This is a genomic window from Deltaproteobacteria bacterium, from assembly GCA_029210625.1.
Lineage (GTDB): Bacteria > Myxococcota > Myxococcia > SLRQ01 > SLRQ01 > JARGFU01.
Window position 1 is genome coordinate 79,262 of record JARGFU010000008.1, and the last position, 20,056, is coordinate 99,317.

General features: G+C 69.7%; 19 protein-coding genes. 10 read left to right on the plus strand and 9 right to left on the minus strand.

The window, feature by feature from the left end:
- Positions 1-6: 6 nt before the first annotated feature.
- Entirely contained in the window at positions 7-459 is a 453-nt protein-coding gene (locus P1V51_09230; GenBank protein ID MDF1563214.1) for a DUF2203 domain-containing protein, read from the minus strand.
- A 123-nt stretch (positions 460-582) separates the two neighbouring features.
- Positions 583-1,455 (minus strand): RNA polymerase factor sigma-32, encoded by an 873-nt coding sequence (locus P1V51_09235; GenBank protein ID MDF1563215.1) that lies wholly within the window; start codon positions 1,453-1,455, stop codon positions 583-585.
- 410 nt (positions 1,456-1,865) lie between these two features.
- Here P1V51_09235 and P1V51_09240 point away from each other — a divergent pair, with 410 nt between their 5' ends.
- Complete coding sequence (locus P1V51_09240; GenBank protein ID MDF1563216.1) at positions 1,866-2,825, plus strand: MBL fold metallo-hydrolase; 960 nt, start codon at positions 1,866-1,868, stop codon at positions 2,823-2,825.
- Positions 2,826-2,829: 4 nt separating this feature from the next.
- Here P1V51_09240 and P1V51_09245 read toward each other — a convergent pair whose 3' ends face one another.
- The 4 genes from P1V51_09245 to P1V51_09260 form a co-directional block, all read right to left on the minus strand.
- Positions 2,830-3,402, minus strand: coding sequence for a DUF3501 family protein (locus P1V51_09245; protein MDF1563217.1), 573 nt, complete (start codon positions 3,400-3,402; stop codon positions 2,830-2,832).
- A gap of 15 nt (positions 3,403-3,417) precedes the next feature.
- Positions 3,418-4,698: a heterodisulfide reductase-related iron-sulfur binding cluster gene (locus tag P1V51_09250; GenBank protein ID MDF1563218.1), complete on the minus strand. Its 1,281-nt coding sequence runs from the start codon at positions 4,696-4,698 to the stop codon at positions 3,418-3,420.
- A gap of 209 nt (positions 4,699-4,907) precedes the next feature.
- Positions 4,908-5,327 (minus strand): rubrerythrin family protein, encoded by a 420-nt coding sequence (locus P1V51_09255; protein ID MDF1563219.1) that lies wholly within the window; start codon positions 5,325-5,327, stop codon positions 4,908-4,910.
- A gap of 140 nt (positions 5,328-5,467) precedes the next feature.
- Positions 5,468-5,914 (minus strand): transcriptional repressor, encoded by a 447-nt coding sequence (locus P1V51_09260; protein MDF1563220.1) that lies wholly within the window; start codon positions 5,912-5,914, stop codon positions 5,468-5,470.
- A 97-nt stretch (positions 5,915-6,011) separates the two neighbouring features.
- Here P1V51_09260 and bcp point away from each other — a divergent pair, with 97 nt between their 5' ends.
- The 3 genes from bcp to P1V51_09275 all read left to right on the plus strand — a co-directional run bounded on the left by bcp (position 6,012) and on the right by P1V51_09275 (position 9,584).
- The gene (bcp, locus tag P1V51_09265; protein MDF1563221.1) at positions 6,012-6,485 is read left to right on the plus strand and encodes a thioredoxin-dependent thiol peroxidase; all 474 of its coding nucleotides are present in this window, start codon (positions 6,012-6,014) and stop codon (positions 6,483-6,485) included.
- A 193-nt stretch (positions 6,486-6,678) separates the two neighbouring features.
- On the plus strand, positions 6,679-8,544 hold the full coding sequence (locus P1V51_09270; protein MDF1563222.1) for a 2-oxoacid:acceptor oxidoreductase subunit alpha: 1,866 nt from the start codon (positions 6,679-6,681) through the stop codon (positions 8,542-8,544).
- 5 nt (positions 8,545-8,549) lie between these two features.
- Positions 8,550-9,584 carry a 2-oxoacid:ferredoxin oxidoreductase subunit beta gene (locus tag P1V51_09275; GenBank protein MDF1563223.1) on the plus strand — a complete coding sequence of 345 codons (1,035 nt, stop codon included), beginning with the start codon at positions 8,550-8,552 and terminating at the stop codon, positions 9,582-9,584.
- Here the strand turns inward: P1V51_09275 and P1V51_09280 are convergent.
- Together P1V51_09280 and dacB are read right to left on the minus strand one after the other, a co-directional pair.
- Positions 9,581-11,062 (minus strand): lytic transglycosylase domain-containing protein, encoded by a 1,482-nt coding sequence (locus P1V51_09280; protein MDF1563224.1) that lies wholly within the window; start codon positions 11,060-11,062, stop codon positions 9,581-9,583. The genes P1V51_09275 and P1V51_09280 overlap by 4 nt on opposite strands.
- Positions 11,059-13,335: a D-alanyl-D-alanine carboxypeptidase/D-alanyl-D-alanine-endopeptidase gene (dacB, locus tag P1V51_09285; protein ID MDF1563225.1), complete on the minus strand. Its 2,277-nt coding sequence runs from the start codon at positions 13,333-13,335 to the stop codon at positions 11,059-11,061. Before dacB ends, P1V51_09280 begins: the two co-directional genes overlap by 4 nt.
- Positions 13,336-13,500: 165 nt before the next feature.
- Here dacB and P1V51_09290 point away from each other — a divergent pair, with 165 nt between their 5' ends.
- Genes P1V51_09290 through P1V51_09315 form a run of 6 tightly spaced genes read left to right on the plus strand, consistent with a single transcriptional unit; the run spans position 13,501 to position 19,184 of the window.
- Positions 13,501-15,021: an ABC transporter substrate-binding protein gene (locus P1V51_09290; GenBank protein ID MDF1563226.1), complete on the plus strand. Its 1,521-nt coding sequence runs from the start codon at positions 13,501-13,503 to the stop codon at positions 15,019-15,021.
- The gene (locus P1V51_09295; protein MDF1563227.1) at positions 15,018-15,953 is read left to right on the plus strand and encodes an ABC transporter permease; all 936 of its coding nucleotides are present in this window, start codon (positions 15,018-15,020) and stop codon (positions 15,951-15,953) included. The genes P1V51_09290 and P1V51_09295 overlap by 4 nt, the downstream gene beginning before the upstream one ends.
- Positions 15,950-16,786: an ABC transporter permease gene (locus P1V51_09300; protein MDF1563228.1), complete on the plus strand. Its 837-nt coding sequence runs from the start codon at positions 15,950-15,952 to the stop codon at positions 16,784-16,786. The genes P1V51_09295 and P1V51_09300 overlap by 4 nt, the downstream gene beginning before the upstream one ends.
- A gap of 11 nt (positions 16,787-16,797) precedes the next feature.
- A complete protein-coding gene (locus tag P1V51_09305; GenBank protein MDF1563229.1) occupies positions 16,798-17,505 on the plus strand; it encodes a sulfite exporter TauE/SafE family protein in 708 nt (235 codons plus the stop codon).
- Between the two features lie 23 nt (positions 17,506-17,528).
- Positions 17,529-18,329 carry a hypothetical protein gene (locus P1V51_09310; GenBank protein MDF1563230.1) on the plus strand — a complete coding sequence of 267 codons (801 nt, stop codon included), beginning with the start codon at positions 17,529-17,531 and terminating at the stop codon, positions 18,327-18,329.
- A gap of 6 nt (positions 18,330-18,335) precedes the next feature.
- A complete protein-coding gene (locus P1V51_09315) occupies positions 18,336-19,184 on the plus strand; it encodes an MBL fold metallo-hydrolase (GenBank protein MDF1563231.1) in 849 nt (282 codons plus the stop codon).
- Between the two features lie 4 nt (positions 19,185-19,188).
- Here the strand turns inward: P1V51_09315 and P1V51_09320 are convergent, their stop codons facing one another.
- Entirely contained in the window at positions 19,189-20,019 is an 831-nt protein-coding gene (locus P1V51_09320; protein MDF1563232.1) for an outer membrane lipoprotein carrier protein LolA, read from the minus strand.
- Positions 20,020-20,056 lie beyond the last annotated feature (37 nt).

Sequence of the window (20,056 nt, forward strand, 5' to 3'; positions counted from 1 at the left end):
AGGAACCTAGTTGTAGACGATCCCGGTGCTCTGGCGGCCCGGGAGGGGCTGACGTCCAGCGAAGCCCCCCTGGAGGGAGTGGTAGAAGGCGACCTCGTCCTCTCCATACTGCCAGCAGAGGTAGACCGGCTCTCCGTCGATGACGGAGTAGAAGTCCACCAACCCCATCCGCAGATCCTTGATCTCGCAGCCCATGGCGTGGATGGCGCCCACCGTGCGCTCGACCTCGCGCACCATCTGCTTGAAGCGCGCGGCCACCGACCGGAGCTCGGGGCCGAGCTCGGAGGGATCGAGGGCGTGGATCTCGTCCTCGTCCTCGACCCGCAGGCCGCCCGCGGTCATCTGCCGGTAGGCCTCGGTGATCTTCTCGCGCAGCCGCTCCAGCCGCTCGAAGGCGGCCGAGAGGTGCGGGATCGTCGCGTTCGCCTCGTCCAGGCTGAAGAGTCGATGCTCGTCCATCGATCAACCAGGGTGGCACCGCAAGGAGGTACCTGCAACCTCGATCCGCGAACCCCAAAACGCGACCGGGCTGTCACCCCACGAAGGTGACAGCCCGGCGCAAGTCGAATCACACCAAAAAACTTAGGCGAGCGCCTCGGCCACCAGCTCGGGCGTGTCCCGCTTGAGCAGCTTGCCGATCCGCTCCTTGGCCAGCGCCTCGAGCTGCCGCACCCGCTCCCGGGAGAGGCCGAGCTCGTCACCGATCTCCTGGAGGGTGACCTTCTCGTCGGCGAGGAAGCGGCGGCGGATGATGTACTGCTCCCGCTCGCCGAGATCGGCCAGCGCCTTGTCGATGGCGCCACGAAGGGCATCCTGCTCCACCTGGGCGGTCACCACCTCGTCCTGATCGGGGCCGAGGTCGGGCAGCACGTCCTCGAGGGTGCGATCCCCCTCGGTGGCCGCCAGAGGCGTGGCCAGGGACATGTCGCGGCCGTAGACCCGCTGCTCGGCGGAGCGGACCTGCTCCTCGGTGGCGTTGAGCTGGTTGGCCAGGATGGCGAGGACCTCGTTCGGGTCGCCGTTCGCCAGTTCACCCAGCTCCCGCTTCGCCTTGGGCAGGCGGTAGAAGAGGCGCCGCTCGGCGTGGGTGGTGCCCACCCGGACCATCGACCACTGCTTGAGGATGTAGGCCCGGATGTAGGCCCGGATCCAGTGGACGGCGTAGGTCACCAGGCGGAAGCCCCGCTCGGGATCGAACTTCTCGACCGCCTGCATGAGGCCGAGGTTGCCCTCCTGGATCAGGTCCAGGGCGCGCAGCCCGTAGCCCCGGTACTGGAGGGCCACCTTGACGACGAAGCGCAGGTTGGCCGTGACCAGCCGCTCCTCGGCGCTGCGGTCGCCGGCCCGGGCCTTCCGGGCGAGCTCGCGCTCCTCCTCGGGGGTCAGCAGGTCGTGCCGCTGAATCTCACGGACGTAGCGAAGGTACTCGGGGTCTTCGAGAATCGACTTGGACATTGGGAGCCTCCTTGGAGTCGTTGTCCTCGCCCTACGATCGAGAAGCTAACCTAACAGAGAATGATTTGCCAATAGGAAAAATGACGATTCTCACAAAAAATTGAACGTGATCCCGGTCACACACTTTTTCCCAGAGGTTTCCTAGGTTTAGCGCTTGGCTGCCGGATCGGCGGAGCACTCGACTGGCCTCGACTCTTGGAGCCAGCCCCGTGGCCGACCGATGCGTGGAGGCGAGGGCCTTTTTCTTGATCGGCCCTTCCCGGCAGGGCTAGATTCGGAAAACCGGGGCTCGTTTCAGGCGGTTAGCGAGCCTCTCCAGTGGATAGTGAGGAACTCCGGGATCGGTGCCACAGCGGTGCCTCCCGGTGGAAAGGCGGGTTTCCATGTATCGGGATGGCGGCGAACTGACCGTGCGTTTCTGGGGAACGCGCGGATCCCTTCCCTCGCCGGGGCCGGAGACCCCCCGCTACGGTGGCAACACCTCCTGCATCGAGGTCCGGGCGGGCGAGCACCTGCTGATCTTCGATGCCGGCAGCGGCATCCGGGAGCTGGGCAACCGGCTCCTGCGGGACATGCCGATCACGGCCCACGTCTTCTTCACCCACTATCACTGGGACCACATCATGGGGTTCCCCTTCTTCGGCCCGCTCTTCGTGCCGGGGAACGAGATCAACCTCTACGGGGAGACCAAGGACGACCAGGACGTCCTGCAGATCCTCAAGGGACAGATGCGCGGTCCCTACTTCCCGGTGACGATGGAGCAGGAGGCCCGCTCCACCTTGCGCTCTCACGAGCTGATCCCGGGCAGCGAGGTGATGGTGGGCGACGCCAGGGTCACGACCTGTCGGCTGCACCACCCCAACGACGCGCTGGCCTTCCGCATCGATCACCACGGTCGGGCGGTGGTCTACGCCACCGACATCGAGCACGACCCGGCGCTCGATCGGCCGCTGATCGAGCTCTGCCGCGGCGCCGACGCGCTCATCTACGACTCGACCTACACCGACACCGAGTACGCCGGTCACATCGGCTGGGGCCACTCGACCTGGCGCGCCGGCGTCGACATCGCGAAGGCCGCGAAGGTCAAGCAGTTCATCATCTTCCACCACCTCCCCGAGCGGACCGACCGGGAGGTCGCCGGCATCGAGCGGGCGGCCCGCCGGGTCTTCCCCGGCGCGATCGCCGCCCGGGAGGGGATGGAGCTGACCTACCCCGCCGCGGCCCGGGTCACGTCCTCCGCCCGAAACGGCGTCAAGCCGGCCGGGAAGAAGGCGTCGAAGAAGCCCGCCAGGACCGCGACGGCTCCGAAGAAGCCCGCGACCGCGAAGAAGGCCACCAAGAAGAAGGCGGCCAAGAAGGCGCGGAAGTAGGCCCCTAGCTCAGATCGCCGAGCAGGGAGTCCTTCATCCCCTGCCAGAGGACGGTCTGGTGCTCGTAGCCGGGGTGCTCGATGGCCAGCACCACCTCGTCGGCGGCGCCGAAGGCCTCGATGGCCGCGGCGTCGAACTCGAAGGAGATGTACTGCACGGCGGAGATGCGCTCCTCGGTCTCGCGCCCCTCCTCGAAGCGGGCCGGCAGGGCGTGATCTCCGAAGCGGAGCCTCACGTTCTCCATCATGCCCACCAGCTTCTTGCGTTCGGCCCGGATGTCCGCGGTGGAGGAGAAGGCGATCATCACGGTGGCCGAGAGCTGCCCGTCGTCCGGGAGGATGCCGTTGTAGATCGCCAGCTCGCTGGCGATGGCCTCGGGGTCGGTGATCTCCTCGCAGCGCAGGATCTCCTGCACCTGGAAGAGGGTGGTCTTGCGATCCTCGAAGACGAAGGTGACCTGCGGCCCGACCTCGATCCGGCGGTTCTTCTTGTGCTCGATGATGTCCCGGCGCATCTGCTCGCGCACCTGGAGATAGGCCCCGAGGGGCAGGATCGTCTCGGTGGTGATCGGCTTCATCGCTTCACTCCTTTCTCATTCTTCCCGCGCGAGCCCGTAGGCCCGGTGGAGGATCTCGATCGGGTGGAGGGGGCGCGGGGCGCCGGCGTCCTCCACCTGGAGGGCCGCCATCGAGCAGTCGGAGGCCGTGAGCTCGGCGCCCGCGCTCTCGATCCGGCCCACCAGCTTCTTCGCCTGCTTCGACGAGAGCTCGTAGTACTCCTTCTTCATGCCCCAGGTGCCGTCCATGCCGGAGCAGAGGTCCACGATGGTCACCTTGGCGCCGAGCAGCTTCATCAGCCGCTGGGCCGGCACCCCGATGTTCTGGACCTTGAGGTGGCAGGGCTGGTGGTAGGCCACGCTCTCGGGCCGCCAGACGAACTCCTCGACCAGGCGCTCCTCCTTGTGCAGCTTCCAGAGGAACTCGCCGGCGTCGTGGGTGTGCTCGGCCACCACCTTCGCCCGATCGTCGCCGAGGAGCTCGGGGTAGTCCTTGCGGATCATCAGGGAGCAGCTCGGCCCCGGGACGACGATCTCCTGCCCGGCCTCGACGGCGGCGTGGAGGGCCTCCAGGTTCGTCAGGCCCCAGGCCCGGGCGGTCTCGATGTCACCGCCGTCCAGGGCGGGCATCCCGCAGCACTTCTGATCGGGGATCACCACCTCGAAGCCGTTGTGCTCGAGCACCTCGACCAGCGCCTTGCCGGTGCCCGGCCAGTGCTGCTCCACCGAGCAGGTGTGGAAGAGGGCCACGGTCCCCTGCGGGGGGGCGTCCTCCCGGGGGCGGCTCGGGCCGCGCCGCGCGAACCAGGCCGAGAAGGTCTCCTCGGCGATGGGGGGCAGCTTGCGCTCCGCGGCGATGCCCATCGTCAGCTCGAGCATCTTCCGGGGCAGGCTGCCCGGAGTGTTCACGGCGTTGGTGAGCTTCGGCGCGATGCCCCCGATCTTCCCCACCAGGCCGGGGTTCCCCAGGAAGCGATCCTGGGTGGTGAGCCCCTCGTGCTTGGCCCGGACGGCCTTGGCCCGGAGCATCAGCGCCGGGAAGTCCAGCTCGTACTCGTGGGGCGGGATGTAGGGGCACTTCGGGAAGCAGAGCTTGCAGTTGTAGCAGAGGTCCACCACCCGCCACCGCTCGGCCGCCGTGAGCTCCGAGGCGTGCTCGTACTCGTTCTCGTCCATGGCGTCGAAGAGCGCCGGGAAGGAGGGGCAGAGGTTGAAGCAGAGACGACAGCCGTGACAGATGTCGTTGATCCGATCCATCTCCCGGTCGAGGTCGTCTCGATCGAAGAAGTCGGGGTGCTTGGGGTCGAAGCCTCGCATGGCGAACGTCTCCTGTGAGAGTGGGAGCGGTTCGAGGGAGCGAACTCGAGGGGGATAACACGAAGGGCCGCCGCGATCCCTCGCCGGCGGCCCTTGCCTCCGGCGCGCTCGATTCGGAGCGACCGGAGGCGGCGCCCAGCCGGCGAAGGGAGTGGAGCTATCCACCCCCGTCTCGAGCTGGGGGTTCGGGGGAGCTGACGCTCCCCCGACTAATCAAGTTCGGAGAGACCCTTCTCGAAGCGGCCGGCGTGCGACTTCTCGGCCTTGGCCAGGGTCTCGAACCACTCGGCGATCTCCTCGAAGCCCTCGTCGCGCGCGGTCTTGGCGAAGCCCGGGTACATCTCGGTGTACTCGTAGGTCTCGCCGGCGATCGCCGACTTCAGGTTGGCCTCGGTGTCGCCGATGGGCTCACCGGTGGCCGGATCGCCGACCTGGGCCAGGTACTCGAGGTGGCCGTGGGCGTGCCCGGTCTCACCCTCGGCGGTGTCCCGGAAGAGGCCCGCCACGTCCGGGTAGCCCTCCACGTCCGCCTGCTTGGCGAAGTAGAGGTAGCGGCGGTTCGCCTGCGACTCGCCGGCGAAGGCCTCCTTGAGGTTCTCGTGGGTCTTGGTTCCCTTCAGCTCTGCCATCTTCACGTCTCCTGCCCTGCTGGGGGTCTTCTCGGGTTTGCGGGATGACTCTCCTTATGGAGAATCGTTCTTGATTAGGGAATGGAGGTAGACCTCCCCCGATCCAGGGGGAGGCCCGGGAGCCGGCCGTCGCGGACCGGCTAGCCCGCGCTGCCGCAGTCCGGGCAGCGCCCGGTGAACTGCACGGAGTGGGTGAAGACCTCGAAGCCGCTCGCCTGCTCGGCCGGGACCTTCAGCTGGTCGAGGAGGCCACTGGAGAGGTCGACCACCCGCTTGCAGTCCACACAGATGAGGTGGTGGTGCGGCTCGGTGTTGCCGTCGAGGCGCATCCGATCGTGGAGGGGGCTGACGTCGGCGATGACTCCCAGGGCCCGGAAGGTGTCCACGGCCTTGTAGACCGTCGCCAGGGAGAGGGTGGGCATCTGGGCCCGGACCTTCTCGAAGAGGATCTCCGGGGAGGGGTGCTGATCGGTGGAGACGAGCTCCCGGTAGAGGGCCAGCCGCTGCGGGGTGACCGAGTAGCCGTTCTGGCGGCAGGCGACGACGAAGGCGTCCACTCGCTCCTGGATCTGCTCTGAATTCAGCATCTTGGCCCACCTCTTTCCCGATGGATAACGATTCTCCAAAACGATGGTCCTGGGTCGGGGTCCTGTCAAGGGAAGCGAAACGTTCTAGTCTCCGGCCATGGCTACCCTCATGGACCTCGTGGGCAAGCGCGCCCCCGCCTTCAGCCTGAAGGGCGATGACGGCGAGCAGCACGCGCTGAAGGACCACCGCGGCAAGGCGGTGGTGATCTACTTCTACCCGAAGGCCATGACCCCGGGTTGCACGACCGAGTCCCGGGACTTCTCGGCCTCGCTGAAGGCCTTCGAGAAGGCCGGCGCGGTGGTCCTGGGGATCTCTCCGGACGCCCCCGAGCGCCTGGCCCGCTTCCGGGAGAAGGAGGGGCTGACCCACGTCCTCCTCTCGGACCCGGACCACGTGGTCGCCGAGAAGTACGGCGCCTGGGGGGAGAAGAAGCTCTACGGCCGCTCCTTCGAGGGGATTCTGCGCTCGACGGTGCTGGTCGGGCCGCAGGGGAAGGTGCTGCGGGCCTGGCCCAAGGTGAAGGTGAAGGGGCACGCGCAGGCGGTGCTGGAGGCCCTCCTCGAGGGCTGATCCCGGACCGCGAAAAATCCGGGAAAAACCCCTTTTTCCCCGGTGGCGCAACGCGTCGCGTCGTGCCATGCTCCGCCCCGTTCGGCCCCCGGATCGGCCTCGTTTCGAGGACGTTTTCTCGGTCGGTCGGCGTTCGCTCCCCAACCTCTCCCCCTCTACCCCCCGTGCTCCAGAACGCGGGCGAGGCAAGTCGATGGCAACACCAGAGGCGAAGAACACCGAGACCGCCACCACCGAGCTCGATCAGGTCATCATCCGATTCGCGGGCGACTCGGGTGACGGCATGCAGCTCACCGGCACCCAGTTCACGAACACCAGCGCGATGGCCGGCAACGACCTCTCGACGCTGCCGGACTACCCCGCCGAGATCCGCGCGCCGGCCGGCACCGTGGCCGGTGTCTCCGGATTCCAGGTCGCCTTCTCCAGCAAGGAGGTCTACACGCCGGGCGATGAGCTCGACGTCCTGGTCTGCATGAACCCCGCGGCGCTCAAGCGCTATCTGCACGACGTGAAGAGCGGCGGCACCTTGCTCGTCAACTCCGGCGCCTTCACCGATCGCGGTCTGAAGATCGCGGGCTACGAGGAGAACCCGGTCAACGACGGCTCGCTCTCGGGCTACCGGGTGATCGAGATCGACATCACCGCGCTGACCGCCCAGGCGCTCTCCGAGACTGAGCTGACCCCCAAGCAGATCGATCGCTGCAAGAACTTCTACACCCTCGGCGTCCTCTATTGGATGTACAGCCGGGACCTCCAGCCGACGCTCGACTGGATCGCCGACAAGTTCAAGGGCAAGGGCAAGGAGAAGTTCGCCGAGGCCAACGCGCTCGCCCTCAAGGCCGGCCACGCCTACGGCGAGACCGCCGAGATCTTCCAGGGGCGCTACGAGGTCGGCTCGCGCAAGAACATCGAGCCGGGCACCTACACCGCCCTGAACGGCAACCGCGCCGTGGCCCTCGGGATGGTCGCCGCCTCCGAGCGCGCCGGCATCCCCCTCTTCCTGGGCAGCTACCCCATCACCCCGGCCTCGGAGATCCTCCACGAGCTCTCCTACCTGAAGCACCACGACGTGGTGACCTTCCAGGCCGAGGACGAGATCGCCGCCGCCTGCTCGATGGTCGGCGCCTCCTTCGCGGGTCACCTCGCCCTGACCACCACCTCCGGTCCGGGCCTGGCCCTCAAGACCGAGGCCATCGGCCTGGGCGTCATCGCCGAGCTGCCGATGGTCATCGTCAACGTGCAGCGGGGCGGCCCCTCCACCGGCCTGCCCACCAAGACCGAGCAGGCCGACCTGATGCAGTCGATCTACGGCCGCAACGGTGAGGCGCCGGTCCCCGTCCTGGCGGCCCGCAGCCCGGCGGAGTGCTTCCACGCCGCGGTCGAGGCCGCCCGGATCGCCGTGAAGTACATGACGCCGGTCATCCTCCTCACCGACGGCTACCTCGCCAACGGCTCCGAGCCCTTCCGGGTCCCCACCCTCGAGGAGCTCCCCGAGATCAACGTGAAGTTCGCCGACGATCCGGCGACCTTCCAGCCCTACTCCCGGGACGAGAAGACCCTGGCGCGGCCCTGGGCCATCCCGGGCACGCCCGGCCTCGAGCACCGCATCGGTGGTCTGGAGAAGCAGGACGTCACCGGCGGTGTCTCCTACGATCCGGACAACCACCACAAGATGATCGGCTACCGCGCCGAGAAGATCCGCCGGATCGCCAAGGACATCGAGGCCCCCGAGATCAACGGGGACGATAGCGGCAAGCTCCTCATCCTCGGCTGGGGCTCAACCTTCGGGGTCATCGCCACCACCGTCGAGCGGCTGCGCAAGGAGGGCAAGTCGGTCTCGCAGATGCACCTGCGGCACCTCTTCCCCATGCACGCGAAGGTGGGTGAGACGCTCAAGAAGTTCGACAAGGTGCTCGTCCCCGAGATCAACTTCGGGCAGCTCGACAAGCTCCTGCGCCTCGAGTTCCTCGCCGACAACCTGGTCTCCCTGGGCATCGCCCGGGGCCTTCCGCTCAAGACCGCCGACATCATGGCCAAGGCCAACGAGCTCCTGGGGTAACCGACATGACTTCCACAGCAACGACCGACACTCCCGTGAAGCTGACCAAGAAGGACTTCGACGCTGGCATCGACGTGCGCTGGTGCCCGGGCTGCGGCGACTTCGCCATCCTCGCAGCCGTGCAGCGGACCCTTCCCGAGCTGCCCTACAAGAAGGAGGACTACGTCTTCGTCTCGGGCATCGGGTGCAGCTCGCGCTTCCCCTACTACATGGCCACCTACGGCTTCCACACCATCCACGGCCGCGCTCCGGCCATCGCGATGGGCGTGAAGGCCACCCGCCCCGAGCTCTCGGTGTGGGTCGCCACGGGTGACGGTGACGCCCTCTCCATCGGCGGCAACCACTTCATCCACACCCTGCGTCGCAACCCGGACATCAACATCCTGCTCTTCAACAACCGGATCTACGGCCTGACCAAGGGGCAGTACTCGCCGACTTCCGAGACGGGCAAGAAGACCAAGTCCTCTCCGCTCGGCTCCATCGACCACCCCTTCAACCCGGTGAGCGTCGCCCTCGGAGCCGAGGGCACCTTCATCGCGCGAGTGGTGGATCGGGACGCGAAGCACGTCTCGGAGATCCTCAAGGCGGCCGCCCTCCACAAGGGCACCTCCTTCATGGAGATCTACCAGAACTGCCTGATCTTCAACGACGGCGCCTACAACCACATGACCGAGCGCTCGGTGAAGGCCGAGAACGTGCTCTACCTCGAGGAGGGGAAGCCCCTGCTCTTCGGTGAGAAGAACGAGAAGGGCATCGTCCTGGACGAGCTGGGTCAGCCCAAGGCCGTGCGGGTCGAGGACGTCGGCATCGACGCCATCCTCAAGCACGACCCGAAGTCGCCCGATCCCTCCTACGCCTTCATGCTCTCGCGCATGGGTCTCGACGGCGTCCTGCCCACGCCGGTGGGTATCTTCCGCGCCGTCGAGCGGCCGACCTACGAGGACATGCTGCACAAGCAGATCGCCGACGCCAAGCCGGACGGCAAGAAGGCCGACCTCCACGACCTGCTCACCTCGGGCAGCTCCTGGACGATCAGCTAGCCCGCCGAGGCTTCCGGATCCGACGAAGGGGGAGTGGGGCCGTCCGGGCCTGCTCCCCCTTCTTCTCTGGTTTCTGCCTCGTCCTCGGACTCCCGGTCACCTTCGTCCTCTGACCGGTCGGCGGGCTCCACGGCGGGCTCCTCCGGGGGATCCTCCGCGAGGGAGGGCGTCGGTCCCGGCTCGGGCTCCGGAGGAGCCTCGAGCTCGACCTCCGGCTCCGGCTCCGGCTCCGGCTCGACCTCGGGCTCGAGCTCGGCTTCGGCCGCCGGCTCGGGCTCGGGAGGCTCCAGCTTCGGCGAGGCAAGGACCCTCTTCGCGAGGCAGGCCGAGGCGGAGCGCGGCGCCGGATCCCGGGGCAGGTAGACCCGCAGACCCTGCGGCAGCGAGATCCTCCCGGCCAGGGCCGCCTCGTCGAGGGCGGGGTTGAGGCGGGCGAAGGTCTCCTGCTCACCCTGCTCGAGGCAAGGCCCCCGGTAGAGCTGATCGAGGGTCGCGCTGCGCGGGAGCTCCAGGGGATGGAGGCGCACCGGAGGGCTCGCCACCCAGTCACCGAAGTGCTCGGCGCGAGCATCGAGGACCCTGCGCGCCGCGAGGAACTCGGCGTAGAAGTTCTCGCTGGCGAAGCCCCAGCTCGGCGAGCTGTAGCGAGCGATGAGATCGATCAGATCGCTCGAGCCCACCTGCCTCACACCCCGGGCCACGCCGTTGGGGCCGTGATTGTAGCCGGTCAGGGCCAGCGGCCAGTTGCCCAGGCGCTCGTAGTTGCGCCGGAGCATCCTGGCGGCCGCCCGGGCCGCCAGGATCGGATCACGCCGCTCGTCGTAGCCCGGCCCCCGACGCAGGCCCAGCTCCCGGGCCGTGGCCGGCATCAGCTGGAGGATGCCCGCCGCGCCGACGTGCGAGCGCGCGCCCGGATCGAAGAGCGACTCGACGAAGGGCAGCGCGGTGAGCTCCCGGGGCAGGCCCGCGGCAGCGAACTCCGCCGTCACCAGCTCCTCCCAGGCCTCGAAGCGGGCGATGCCTCCCTGGAAGCGATCGGCCAGCCCGTACTGCCAGCGTAGACGGCCGGCGGCACCGGCGATCATCTCGAGCCGACCGGCCTCCTCCAGCCGATCGTGGAGCTCACGAGCGAAGCCCTCCGGCCGGGCCCCGCGGCGCCGGGCTGCCTCGATCTCTCCCAGCGCCGCGCCGACCCGGGCGAGCTCCTCCTCGATCTTCGCCTTGCGGCCAGCCCGCCGCGCCAGGCGCTCCTCGCTCGTGCCGGTGTCCGGGAAGAGCCAGAAGGGGCCCAGGTCGAAGACGTGGTAGACGACGTCCAGGTGCCGGGTGTCGTGGATCACGACCTGGTCGCTCCGGTACCTCGAGTAGACGGACTCCCAGAACCGGACGTTCGGCTCCAGCGCCTCGGGTGCGGGGAACTCGGCCGGCACGGCCACCAGGGTGGTGGCGAGGAGGAGGAGACCCGCGGCCTGACTCATCCGCCGCTCGTCGCTCGCACCGCCGCGCCCAGGGCAGCTGCGCCAGGGGAGGGTGCCGGCAGCGCCTGGGGGCCCGCGCCCCTCGCCTCGGGGGCCTTCGGCTCCGTGGCGAGCTGCCGGGCCAGGTCGACCTCGGTCCGGATCGCCTCCAGGCGCACGCGCGCCTCGGGATCGACCTCGGCCGCGGCCCGCTCCTTGACCACCTTGTTCAGCGGGTGCTTCCCGGGGCCGGCGGCCCGGATGCCCTCGGCCAGGATCCGCACCACGGTGTTTCCTTGCGGAGCCTCGGTGCGCAGCAGCGCCGAGAGGATCTCCTCGGGGGCGGTCCGGGCGACCTCGGCCAGGGTCACCGCCAGCTCGGCCACCAGCCCGACGTCCTCGCGCCCGGCGTAGGCCGCCGAGAGCAGGCGGTCGAGCGCCGTCTCGTCGCCCTCGGCCGCCACGTCCGCCACCGAGGTGAGGACCGGCGTGCCCGCTCGATCCTGGGAGTAGGTCAGGGAGCGCAGCCTGCCGAGGAGCTCGGTCGTCGGCGCGAAGGTGTCCAGGAGGATCCGGCGTCCGACGTCCGGATCCGAGAGGAAGATCGCCTCGGCGACCACCGCCCGGATCAGGGGGTCCTTCTCCGTGCGCAGCGCCGAGCGCAGGAAGCGCACGTTGCGCGGGTCCCTCGCCCTGCCCAGGCTGGAGTAGGTCTGGAGGCGATCCTGGATCGCCTGATCGTCCTCCTGGGGGCCGTTGCCGAGCGCCAGGTTGCTGGTGGTGGGGCGCGGCTGCCCACCGTAGGTGGCCACCGCCGCGGCGATGGTGTCCACGCCCTCGATGATGGTCGAGTAGCGACCCGGGTGATCGTTCACGAGGATGGAGAAGGCCACGGTCTCCCCGGAGAGGGTGCGGGCATAGCCGCAGAGGGCCGAGACGTTCTCCAGGGTGCCGGTCTTGGCGCGCACCCGTCCGGCGGTGTCGGTGTCGTCGAGGCGATACTGGGTCGTGCCGTCCCGGCCCGCCACCGCCAGGGAGGCCACGAACTCGGGCGCCACCTGGAAGTGGTTCGCCGTGTGGGCGAGGATCGCGGTCATCTGCCGGGGAGAGAAGCGGTTGGTGTCGTTGAGCCCCGAGCCGTTCTTCATCACGTAGGCCCCGCGCGGGATGCCGACCTCCTTCTCGAGGAAGGCCTCGACGGCCTGCACACCGCGGGGCCAGCTCCCGGGGGGACCGATGGCCTCGGCGCCCACGGTCTTGAGGAGCTGCTCGGCGATGTGGTTCTGGGAGACCTTGTTCATCGTCGAGACGATCCGGCCCAGGGGCTGACTCAGCGAGCGGTGGAGGAGCTCGGCGTTGGCGGGTACGGTCCCCAGCTTGACCCGGCCCCGGGCGAACTTGATGCCTCGCCGCTTGGCGTACTCCTTGAGGGTGTGGCCGAAGTAGACCGGCGGGTTGTCGATGCGCCGGTAGTAGACCCCAGGGGCACCGTCGAGAGGGTGGCGCCCCCGCACCATGATCCGCTGCCGGGTACCCTCGCCGATGGAGGAAGGGATGTGCCGGCGCCGGGTGCGCTCGGCGGAGGTGGTGACCCGGTTGTCGATCACGAAGTAGTCCGAGGCGGGATCCACCGCGACGACGGCCGTCTCTCCGACCTTGGTCCCGGCGCGCACATGGATGGCGACGGCGTTGTAGTTCAGCGAGACCGCGCCGGTGGGGGCGATGTAGGCCCGATCCGAGCTCTCCTGCTCCCACCCCGGCCCCTCCCGCACGGTGTCGAAGTAGGTGTCATCGATGATGATGTCGCCGGTGATGCGGCGAAGCCCCAGCTGCCAGAGATCCTCCACCAGGCGGAACATCCGCTCGGAGACGAAGGTGGGGTCCCCCTCCCCCTTCACGTAGAGGTTGCCCTTGAGCACCCCGTCGGAGCCGATCGCCTGAAGGCCGTAGAGCTCGGTCTCGAAGCGGAACTCGGGGCCGAGCAGCTCGAGGGCCGCCGCCGCCGTGACCACCTTCATGTTGGAGGCCGGGTTGAGGAGGGTGTCGGCGGCCCGGGCGTAGAGGGTCGTGCCATCGCTGACCGAGCGAACGTGGATGCCGACCCGGGCGTCGTCGAAGCCCGAGTCGTGGATCGCCTTGCCGATGACCCGGGCGAGCTCCTGGCGGGCGGCGACCTGCTCCTGGGCGTCGAGGCGCCGGCGGGGGCCGTCGGAGCCCACCGGCTCGGCCAGCGCAGGCAGCAGGAGGAAGGCGGCCATCACACCCACCAGGGGGGAGAGGATCGTCCGTCTCATCGTCCTTCCGCTGCTGCGCCGCACTCGCCTGGAACCCCGGCCTTCTTTGCGTCCCTGGATCACTCAACCGCCTTCAAATCGGGACTTTTTCGGTTCGGGCGGTGTTCGAAGTGGGGGTAAGGTACCACGGTGGATCCGCGGCCCGCAAAATGCCGACCTCCATGGTTGCTGCTCTATTCCCTCTCGCTGCTGGTCCCCGCCTGCCGGGCGCCGGCCCCGCCCGCGGACACCCTCCGGGTGGTGGTGGACGCGGCCCCCGAGACCCTGGATCGGCGCTACACCCTCTCGGCCACCGCCCAGCGGATCGCCAGCCTCATCGCCCCGGGGCTGGTCCGCATCGCCGACGACGGCAGCATCGCCCCGGACTTGGCCGAGTCCTTCGAGCGGATCGGTGAGAAACGCTACCGCTTCGTCCTGCGCGAGGGCCTGCGCTTCCACGACGGCCGCCCCCTCGAGGCCGCCGACGTGGTCTACACCTACGGCTCGCTGAAGGATCCGGAGGCCGGCTCGCCCCTGGGCCCGAAGTACCAGGCCATCGCCAGGGTGGAGGCCATCGATGCGCGGACGGTGGAGATCGAGCTGGCGGAGCCCTTCGCGCCCATCCTCCTGGATCTGACCATGGGCATCGTGCCCCGGCCTGCGAGCGGGGAGGGCCCGGGCGCCCGGGAGCACCCCATCGGGGCCGGACCCTTTCGCTTCGCGGGCCGGCCGGACGAGGAGACCATCGTCCTCGAGGCCTACGAGGATCACCACGCCGGGCGGCCGGGGGTGGAGCGGCTGGTCTTCACGGTCGTGCGGGACGAGACCACCCGGGTCCTCGCCGCCCTCCACGGCGAGATCGATCTCCTGCCGGGTGGGGTCTCGCCGATCCTCCTGCCGCGCATGGCCCGCTCGGAGCTCCTCGAGGTAGAGCAGCGGCCCGGGCCGGGCTACGCCTACCTCGCCTTCAACCTCGACCACCCCCTGCTGGCCCGGCCCGAGGTGCGGCGCGCCATCGCCCACGCCATCGACCGGGAGGCGCTGGTGCGCTTCAAGTTCAAGGGCGCCGCGAAGCTCGCCGACTCGATGCTGCCGGCCGGGCACTGGGCCCACCGGGCCTCCGCGGCGCCGGCCTACGATCCCGCGAAGGCCCGGGCCCTCCTCGACGCCGCCGGCCTGCCGGACCCCGACGACGACGGCCCCGAGGTGCGCTTCCGGATCTCCTACAAGACCTCCACCGACCGCTTCCGCAAGTCGGTGGCCCTGGTGCTCGCCGCCCAGCTGGAGGCCGTGGGGATCGGCGTCGATCTGCAGGCCTACGAGTGGGGCACCTTCTACGGAGACGTGAAGCGGGGCCGCTTCGAGATCATCACCCTGAAGTGGACGCCGGTGATCGAGCCTCACCTCTACCAGTGGGTCTTCCACCAGGACTCGATCCCCTCGGAGGAGAACGAGTGGACCGGTGGCAACCGCGGCGCCTACCGCAACCCGGAGGTGGACCGCCTGATCGACGAGGCCGCCCGGGAGCTCGACCGAGAGCGCCGCGCCGCGCTCTACGCCGAGGTGCAGGAGCACCTCGCCCGCGATCTGCCCTACGTCTCCCTCTGGCACGAGGATCAGCTCGCCATCGTGCATCGCCGCACCGAGGGCTTCGAGCTCTCTCCCTTCGGCTTCTTCACTCCCCTGGCTGGAGTGTCGCTGCCTTGAGCCGCTTCTTCCTCGGCCGCCTCGCCTCGACCCTGGTCTCCCTGGCCGGCGTGACCCTGATCGTCACCCTCTTCCTGAACTTCATCCCGGGGGACCCGATCGAGGTGATGCTGGGAGAGCAGGCCGAGCAGGTCGACCGGGAGGCCCTGCGCGCCGCCATCGGGCTGGATCGGAGCGCCCCGGAGCAGGTCTGGATCTTCGTCCGGGACCTCACCAGCGGTGAGCTGCGCACCTCCCTGCCCCCCTTCCAGACCAAGGTGCTGCCACGGATCGCCGAGAAGATGCCCCGGACGATCCTCCTGGCCGTCGTCTCCGTGCTCTTCGCGGTGCTCCTGGCCATCCCCCTGGGGGTCTACAGCGCCCGCAAGCGGGGGAAGGCCGGCGACCACGCGGCGATGCTCTTCTCGCTGACCGGCGTGAGCCTGCCCCGGGCCTGGTTCGGTCCCCTGCTGATCCTGGTCTTCGTCGTCCAACTCGACTGGCTGCCCGCCCTCGGCGAGCCCGGGCCGACGACCATCGTGCTTCCCGCCCTCACCCTCGGCCTGGCGATGATGGCCATGCTCTCCCGGATGACCCGGGCCTCGGTCCTCGACGTGGATCGCGAGGACTTCGTGACCACCGCGCGCGCCAAGGGCCTCTCCGAGCGCACGGTGGTCTGGCGACACATCGTCCGCAACGCCCTCATCCCGGTGATCACCATCGTGGGCCTGCAGTTCGGCACCCTCCTGGCCGGCGCGATCGTCACCGAGAAGATCTTCAACTGGCCGGGGATGGGCACCCTCCTGCTGACCGCCATCCAGCAGCGCGACTACAACACGGTGCGAGCCTGCGTGCTCCTCTTCACCACCCTCTACGTGGGGGTGAACCTGCTCACCGACCTGGCCTACGGCCTGGTGGATCCGCGGGTGCGGGTCGGAGGGACGGCGCGGTGAGCCGCTGGCAGGTCTTCACGCGCGGCGCCCGACGCTACCCCGGCGCCTACGCCGGCGGGCTGCTGGTGGCCATCGTCTGCGTGGCCGCCCTGCTCGCCCCCTGGCTCTCGCCCTTCTCTCCCGAGGCGATGGACCTGCCCGCCGAGCTCACCGGCCCCACCGGGACCCACCCGCTGGGCACCGGCGACAACGGCGTCGACGTGCTCACCCACGTGCTCCACGGGGCGAGGGTGTCGCTCTACGTCGCGCTCTTCACGACCCTGATCTCGGTCCTGCTCGGCGTGCTGGCCGGGCTCTACGCCGGCTACTTCGGCGGCTGGGTCGACGAGGTGCTGATGCGCATCGTCGACATCCTCCTGGCCTTCCCCGGCATCCTCCTGGCGATCTTCATCACCGCCGTGCTGGGGCCCGCCATCGAGCACCTGGTGCTGGCCCTCGCCCTCACCGGGTGGGTGGGCTACGCCCGCCTGGCCCGGGCGCAGGTCCTCGCCCTGCGGGAGCGGGAGTTCGTCCTGGCGGCGCGGGCCCTCGGCGCGCGCACCCCCCGCATCTTCCTCAAGCACCTGGTCCCGAACATCGCCGGGCCGATCATCGTCCAGGCCACCTTCGGGCTGCCCGGCGTGATCCTGGCCGAGGTCGCCCTCTCCTTCCTCGGCCTGGGGGTCCCGCCGGGGACCCCCTCCTGGGGCGCCCTGCTCGAGGCGGGCGCTCAGTACCTCCTCGTGGCCCCGCACCTGGCCACCGCACCGGGCATCGCGGTGGTGATCACCGTGCTGGGCTTCAACTTCCTCGGAGACGGCCTGCGCGACCGCCTCGACCCTCGCTCCCACTGATCCACGCCTCCATGTCCGAGAGCCAACTCCTCCTCGCCACGGCCGCCTCGATCGCCTTCCTCCACACCGTCCTCGGACCGGATCACTACCTGGTCTTCACGATGATGGGGCGGGCGAGGGGCTGGACCTTGCGCCGCACCCTGGCCGTCACCTTCGGCTGCGGGGTGGGCCACATCCTCTCCTCGGTCCTGCTCGGGGTCGTCGGCCTCGTCTTCGGCGCCGAGCTCGGCGCCCTGGTCCGCCTGGAGGGGGAGCGCGGCGACCTCGCGGGGTGGGCGCTCCTGGCCGTGGGCCTCGTCTATCTCGCCTGGGGCCTCCGCCGCGCCGGCCAGCGCCGGCGGCACAGCCACCTCCACCACCACGAAGGCGTCGCCCACGCCCACGAGCACGACCACCACCGCGAGCACGCCCACGTCCACGACGCGAGGGCGGGCGGGAGCCTCGCCCCCTGGGCGATCTTCGTGGTCTTCGTCCTCGGCCCCTGCGAGGCGCTCATCCCCCTCTTCATGTACCCGGCCGCCCGGCAGAGCCCCTCGCTGGTGCTCTGGGTCGCCCTGGTCTTCGGCCTCGTGACCCTGCTGACGATGATGGCCTCGGTCGCCGCGCTCTTCCTGGGCCTGCGCCGCTTCGCGCTGCCCAGCCTCGCCCGCTGGGATCACGCCCTCGCCGGCGGGACGATCGCGCTCTGCGGCGGCGCCATCACCTTCCTCGGCCTCTAGAGGCCCCCTCTCCCGTGAGGCCCATGCGCACCACGCTCCTCCTCTCGCTTACGGGCTGTCCAGAGGATCCTCCGCCAGGAGAGAGCTGCGGCACCCCGCTCTTCGGCCGCCCGGCGGCGAACACCGACCTGGGCCCGGAGCTGTGCAGCGCGGCCTGCGCCTGCCAGGCCGCCCTCTTCACCGCCGGCACGCCCGACGGGGTGACGATCGACGCGCTGGCGGCGACCACCCTCCTCGACGCCCCGGCGGTGCCCGAGCAGGACCCCTACGCCGCCGGGACGGCGCCCGCTTCGCTGGGCGACCTGGTCTGCGCGGTGCTGCCGGAGATCGGGCAGCCGGGCACCTACCGCGTGCGCTCGCTGCCCCTGGGCCTGGCCGGCACCGCGCTGGTCACCCACCACGACGCCTGCGGGCTCTGCTCGTCGCTGCAGGACCTCTCGGTCTACATGCGCTACCCGGACCTCACCGAGCCGGTGCGCGAGTGCGGGCTGCGCTCGATGACCGGCACCGACGAGGAGGCCATCGCCTGCCTCGAGGCCCTCGGCTTCACCCGGCCCTGCGCGCGGATCTGGTTCTTCAACACCCGCAACACGCGCCGGGAATGCCTCGGCGAGTGCCTCCTCGCCCTCGACGAGCCCTACCACCTGCCCGACGGCAGCCTGAACGACGGCCTGCTCTGCGACGAGGAGAAGAGCGGCCCGGTCTTCAAGGCGGTCGCGGGCCGCACCCGCCGCAACACCGGCCTCGCCTCGGCCCTCTGCCGGCCCTGCGCCGAGGTGCGCCCCCTGGCTCACGACTACTCGGCCGTGATCGGAGAGAGGTAGCGGGCCGTGCGGATCGTCCGGCGCCACCGGCACGGCGACGTCGAGGCCTACGAGCTGGGCTACTCCCACCTCGGGCAGCCCTTCATGACCGTGCGCTTCTACCGGGTCGGGGATCTGCTCATCGACAGCGGCCAGAGCCGGATGCAGCCGGAGGTCGTTGGGCTCGCCACCGAGAGGCCCTTCTCCCGCCTGCTCCTCACCCACCACCACGAGGACCACTCGGGCAACGCCGCGGCGATCCAGGGAGCGACCGGCGCGCCGGTCCTCGGCCACCCCCTCTGCGCCGAGAAGCTGCGCGGCGGCTTCCGGATCCTCCCCTACCAGGAGCTCGTCTGGGGGAGGGCGGCCCCCCTCGAGGTCGCGCCCCTGCCGGAGGTGGTGGAGGGCGAGGGCGTGCGCCTCGAGCCGATCCACACGCCCGGCCACAGCAAGGACCTGACCATCTTCCTCGATCGGGAGCGGGGTCTGCTCTTCTCGGGCGACCTCTACCTGGCCGATCGCATCAAGTACTTCCGCGCCGACGAGCGGATCGCCGATCAGATCCGCTCCCTGCGGCGCGCCGCCACCCTCGACTTCGAGGGCCTGCTCTGCGCCCACCGGCCGGTGGAGACCGGCGGCCCCGAGCGCCTCCGGCGCAAGCTGGGCTTCCTTGAGGAGCTCGTGGGCGAGATCGCCCGCCTGCACGCCCGGGGCCTCGGTGCGCACGCCATCCGGCGCGCCCTCCCCCAGGACGAGGTCTGGGGGACCGTCGCCTTCACCCTGGGCAACGTGGGCTTCATCCACCTCGTCCGCTCCACGCTCGCCGCCATCGAGGCGGGGGAGCTGGAGGGCGATCGGGTTCGCGACGCCCTCTGAAGGCCTACTGCAGGCCGTCGTCGCCGAGCACCTGCACGCTCACGCCCTTCGGGGGGGTGAACTCGAACTGCTTCGCGTCGAGGCCGGTGTTCAGCTTCGCCTTGGAGAAGATGATGTGGTTGGTGTTGCCCTGGGCGTCGAACACCGTGGACTCGAGGACCTGCCCGGTCTTCGGGTCGACCACGAAGCGCAGGGAGGCGAAGCCCGGCTGCGCCGTCTTCGGCACCAGCTTCAGCGTGTTCTCGGCCGCCAGGGTGATGTCGAACTCGTCGGCGAGCTTGCCCTTGCCCCAGAGGAAGGTGATCGAGCTCGAGAGCGAGTCGGGCTCGAAGTTCGGGCGCTTGATGACGCTGTGATCCTCGGGGGAGTACATCCAGAGGGTCTCCCCGTCGACGATGAAGGCCTTGGGCCGGGGCTTCAGGTAGTCCCAGCGCATCAGGCCCGGCTTCTTGAAGGAGACCGTCCCGCTGCTCTTCGAGGTCCGGCCGAGGATCTTGTAGGTGTAGCGCTGCTCGAAGCTGGCCGTGAAGTCGGCGGTCTCCTCGTAGAAGGCCTGCACCTTCGCGGTGAGCGCCATCGCGGGCTCGGCGGCGTCCGGCGCGGCCTGGGGCCCAGGCGCGGTGACCGGGGCCGGCTTCTTCGGAGCCGGCTTCTTCGCCGGCTTCGCCGCGGCGGGCGCCTCGGGCTCGGCGGCGGCCTGGGCCAGGACCACCGGCGCGTGCTGGGCCGTGACGAGGATCACGGGCGAGGGCAGGGTCACGCTCACGGCCGAGGCGGCGAAGACCTGAGCCGCCACGAGGTTGAGGAGGGCGGTGGTGGTGCTGGCGGTGAACATGGGCGGCTCCTGTGCGCTGCCGGTGCGTATGGAGGGG

Excerpts from the sequence above, each read along its gene's own strand:
- P1V51_09260 (MDF1563220.1), bottom strand. The coding sequence starts at position 5,914 with ATGCTGAATTCAGAGCAGATCCAGGAGCGAGTGGACGCCTTCGTCGTC.
- P1V51_09255 (MDF1563219.1), bottom strand. The coding sequence starts at position 5,327 with ATGGCAGAGCTGAAGGGAACCAAGACCCACGAGAACCTCAAGGAGGCC.
- P1V51_09250 (MDF1563218.1), bottom strand. The coding sequence starts at position 4,698 with ATGCGAGGCTTCGACCCCAAGCACCCCGACTTCTTCGATCGAGACGAC.
- dacB (MDF1563225.1), bottom strand. The coding sequence starts at position 13,335 with ATGAGACGGACGATCCTCTCCCCCCTGGTGGGTGTGATGGCCGCCTTC.
- P1V51_09270 (MDF1563222.1), top strand. The coding sequence starts at position 6,679 with ATGGCAACACCAGAGGCGAAGAACACCGAGACCGCCACCACCGAGCTC.
- P1V51_09235 (MDF1563215.1), bottom strand. The coding sequence starts at position 1,455 with ATGTCCAAGTCGATTCTCGAAGACCCCGAGTACCTTCGCTACGTCCGT.
- P1V51_09245 (MDF1563217.1), bottom strand. The coding sequence starts at position 3,402 with ATGAAGCCGATCACCACCGAGACGATCCTGCCCCTCGGGGCCTATCTC.
- P1V51_09280 (MDF1563224.1), bottom strand. The coding sequence starts at position 11,062 with ATGAGTCAGGCCGCGGGTCTCCTCCTCCTCGCCACCACCCTGGTGGCC.
- P1V51_09310 (MDF1563230.1), top strand. The coding sequence starts at position 17,529 with ATGCGCACCACGCTCCTCCTCTCGCTTACGGGCTGTCCAGAGGATCCT.
- P1V51_09305 (MDF1563229.1), top strand. The coding sequence starts at position 16,798 with ATGTCCGAGAGCCAACTCCTCCTCGCCACGGCCGCCTCGATCGCCTTC.
- P1V51_09275 (MDF1563223.1), top strand. The coding sequence starts at position 8,550 with ATGACTTCCACAGCAACGACCGACACTCCCGTGAAGCTGACCAAGAAG.
- bcp (MDF1563221.1), top strand. The coding sequence starts at position 6,012 with ATGGCTACCCTCATGGACCTCGTGGGCAAGCGCGCCCCCGCCTTCAGC.
- P1V51_09230 (MDF1563214.1), bottom strand. The coding sequence starts at position 459 with ATGGACGAGCATCGACTCTTCAGCCTGGACGAGGCGAACGCGACGATC.
- P1V51_09320 (MDF1563232.1), bottom strand. The coding sequence starts at position 20,019 with ATGTTCACCGCCAGCACCACCACCGCCCTCCTCAACCTCGTGGCGGCT.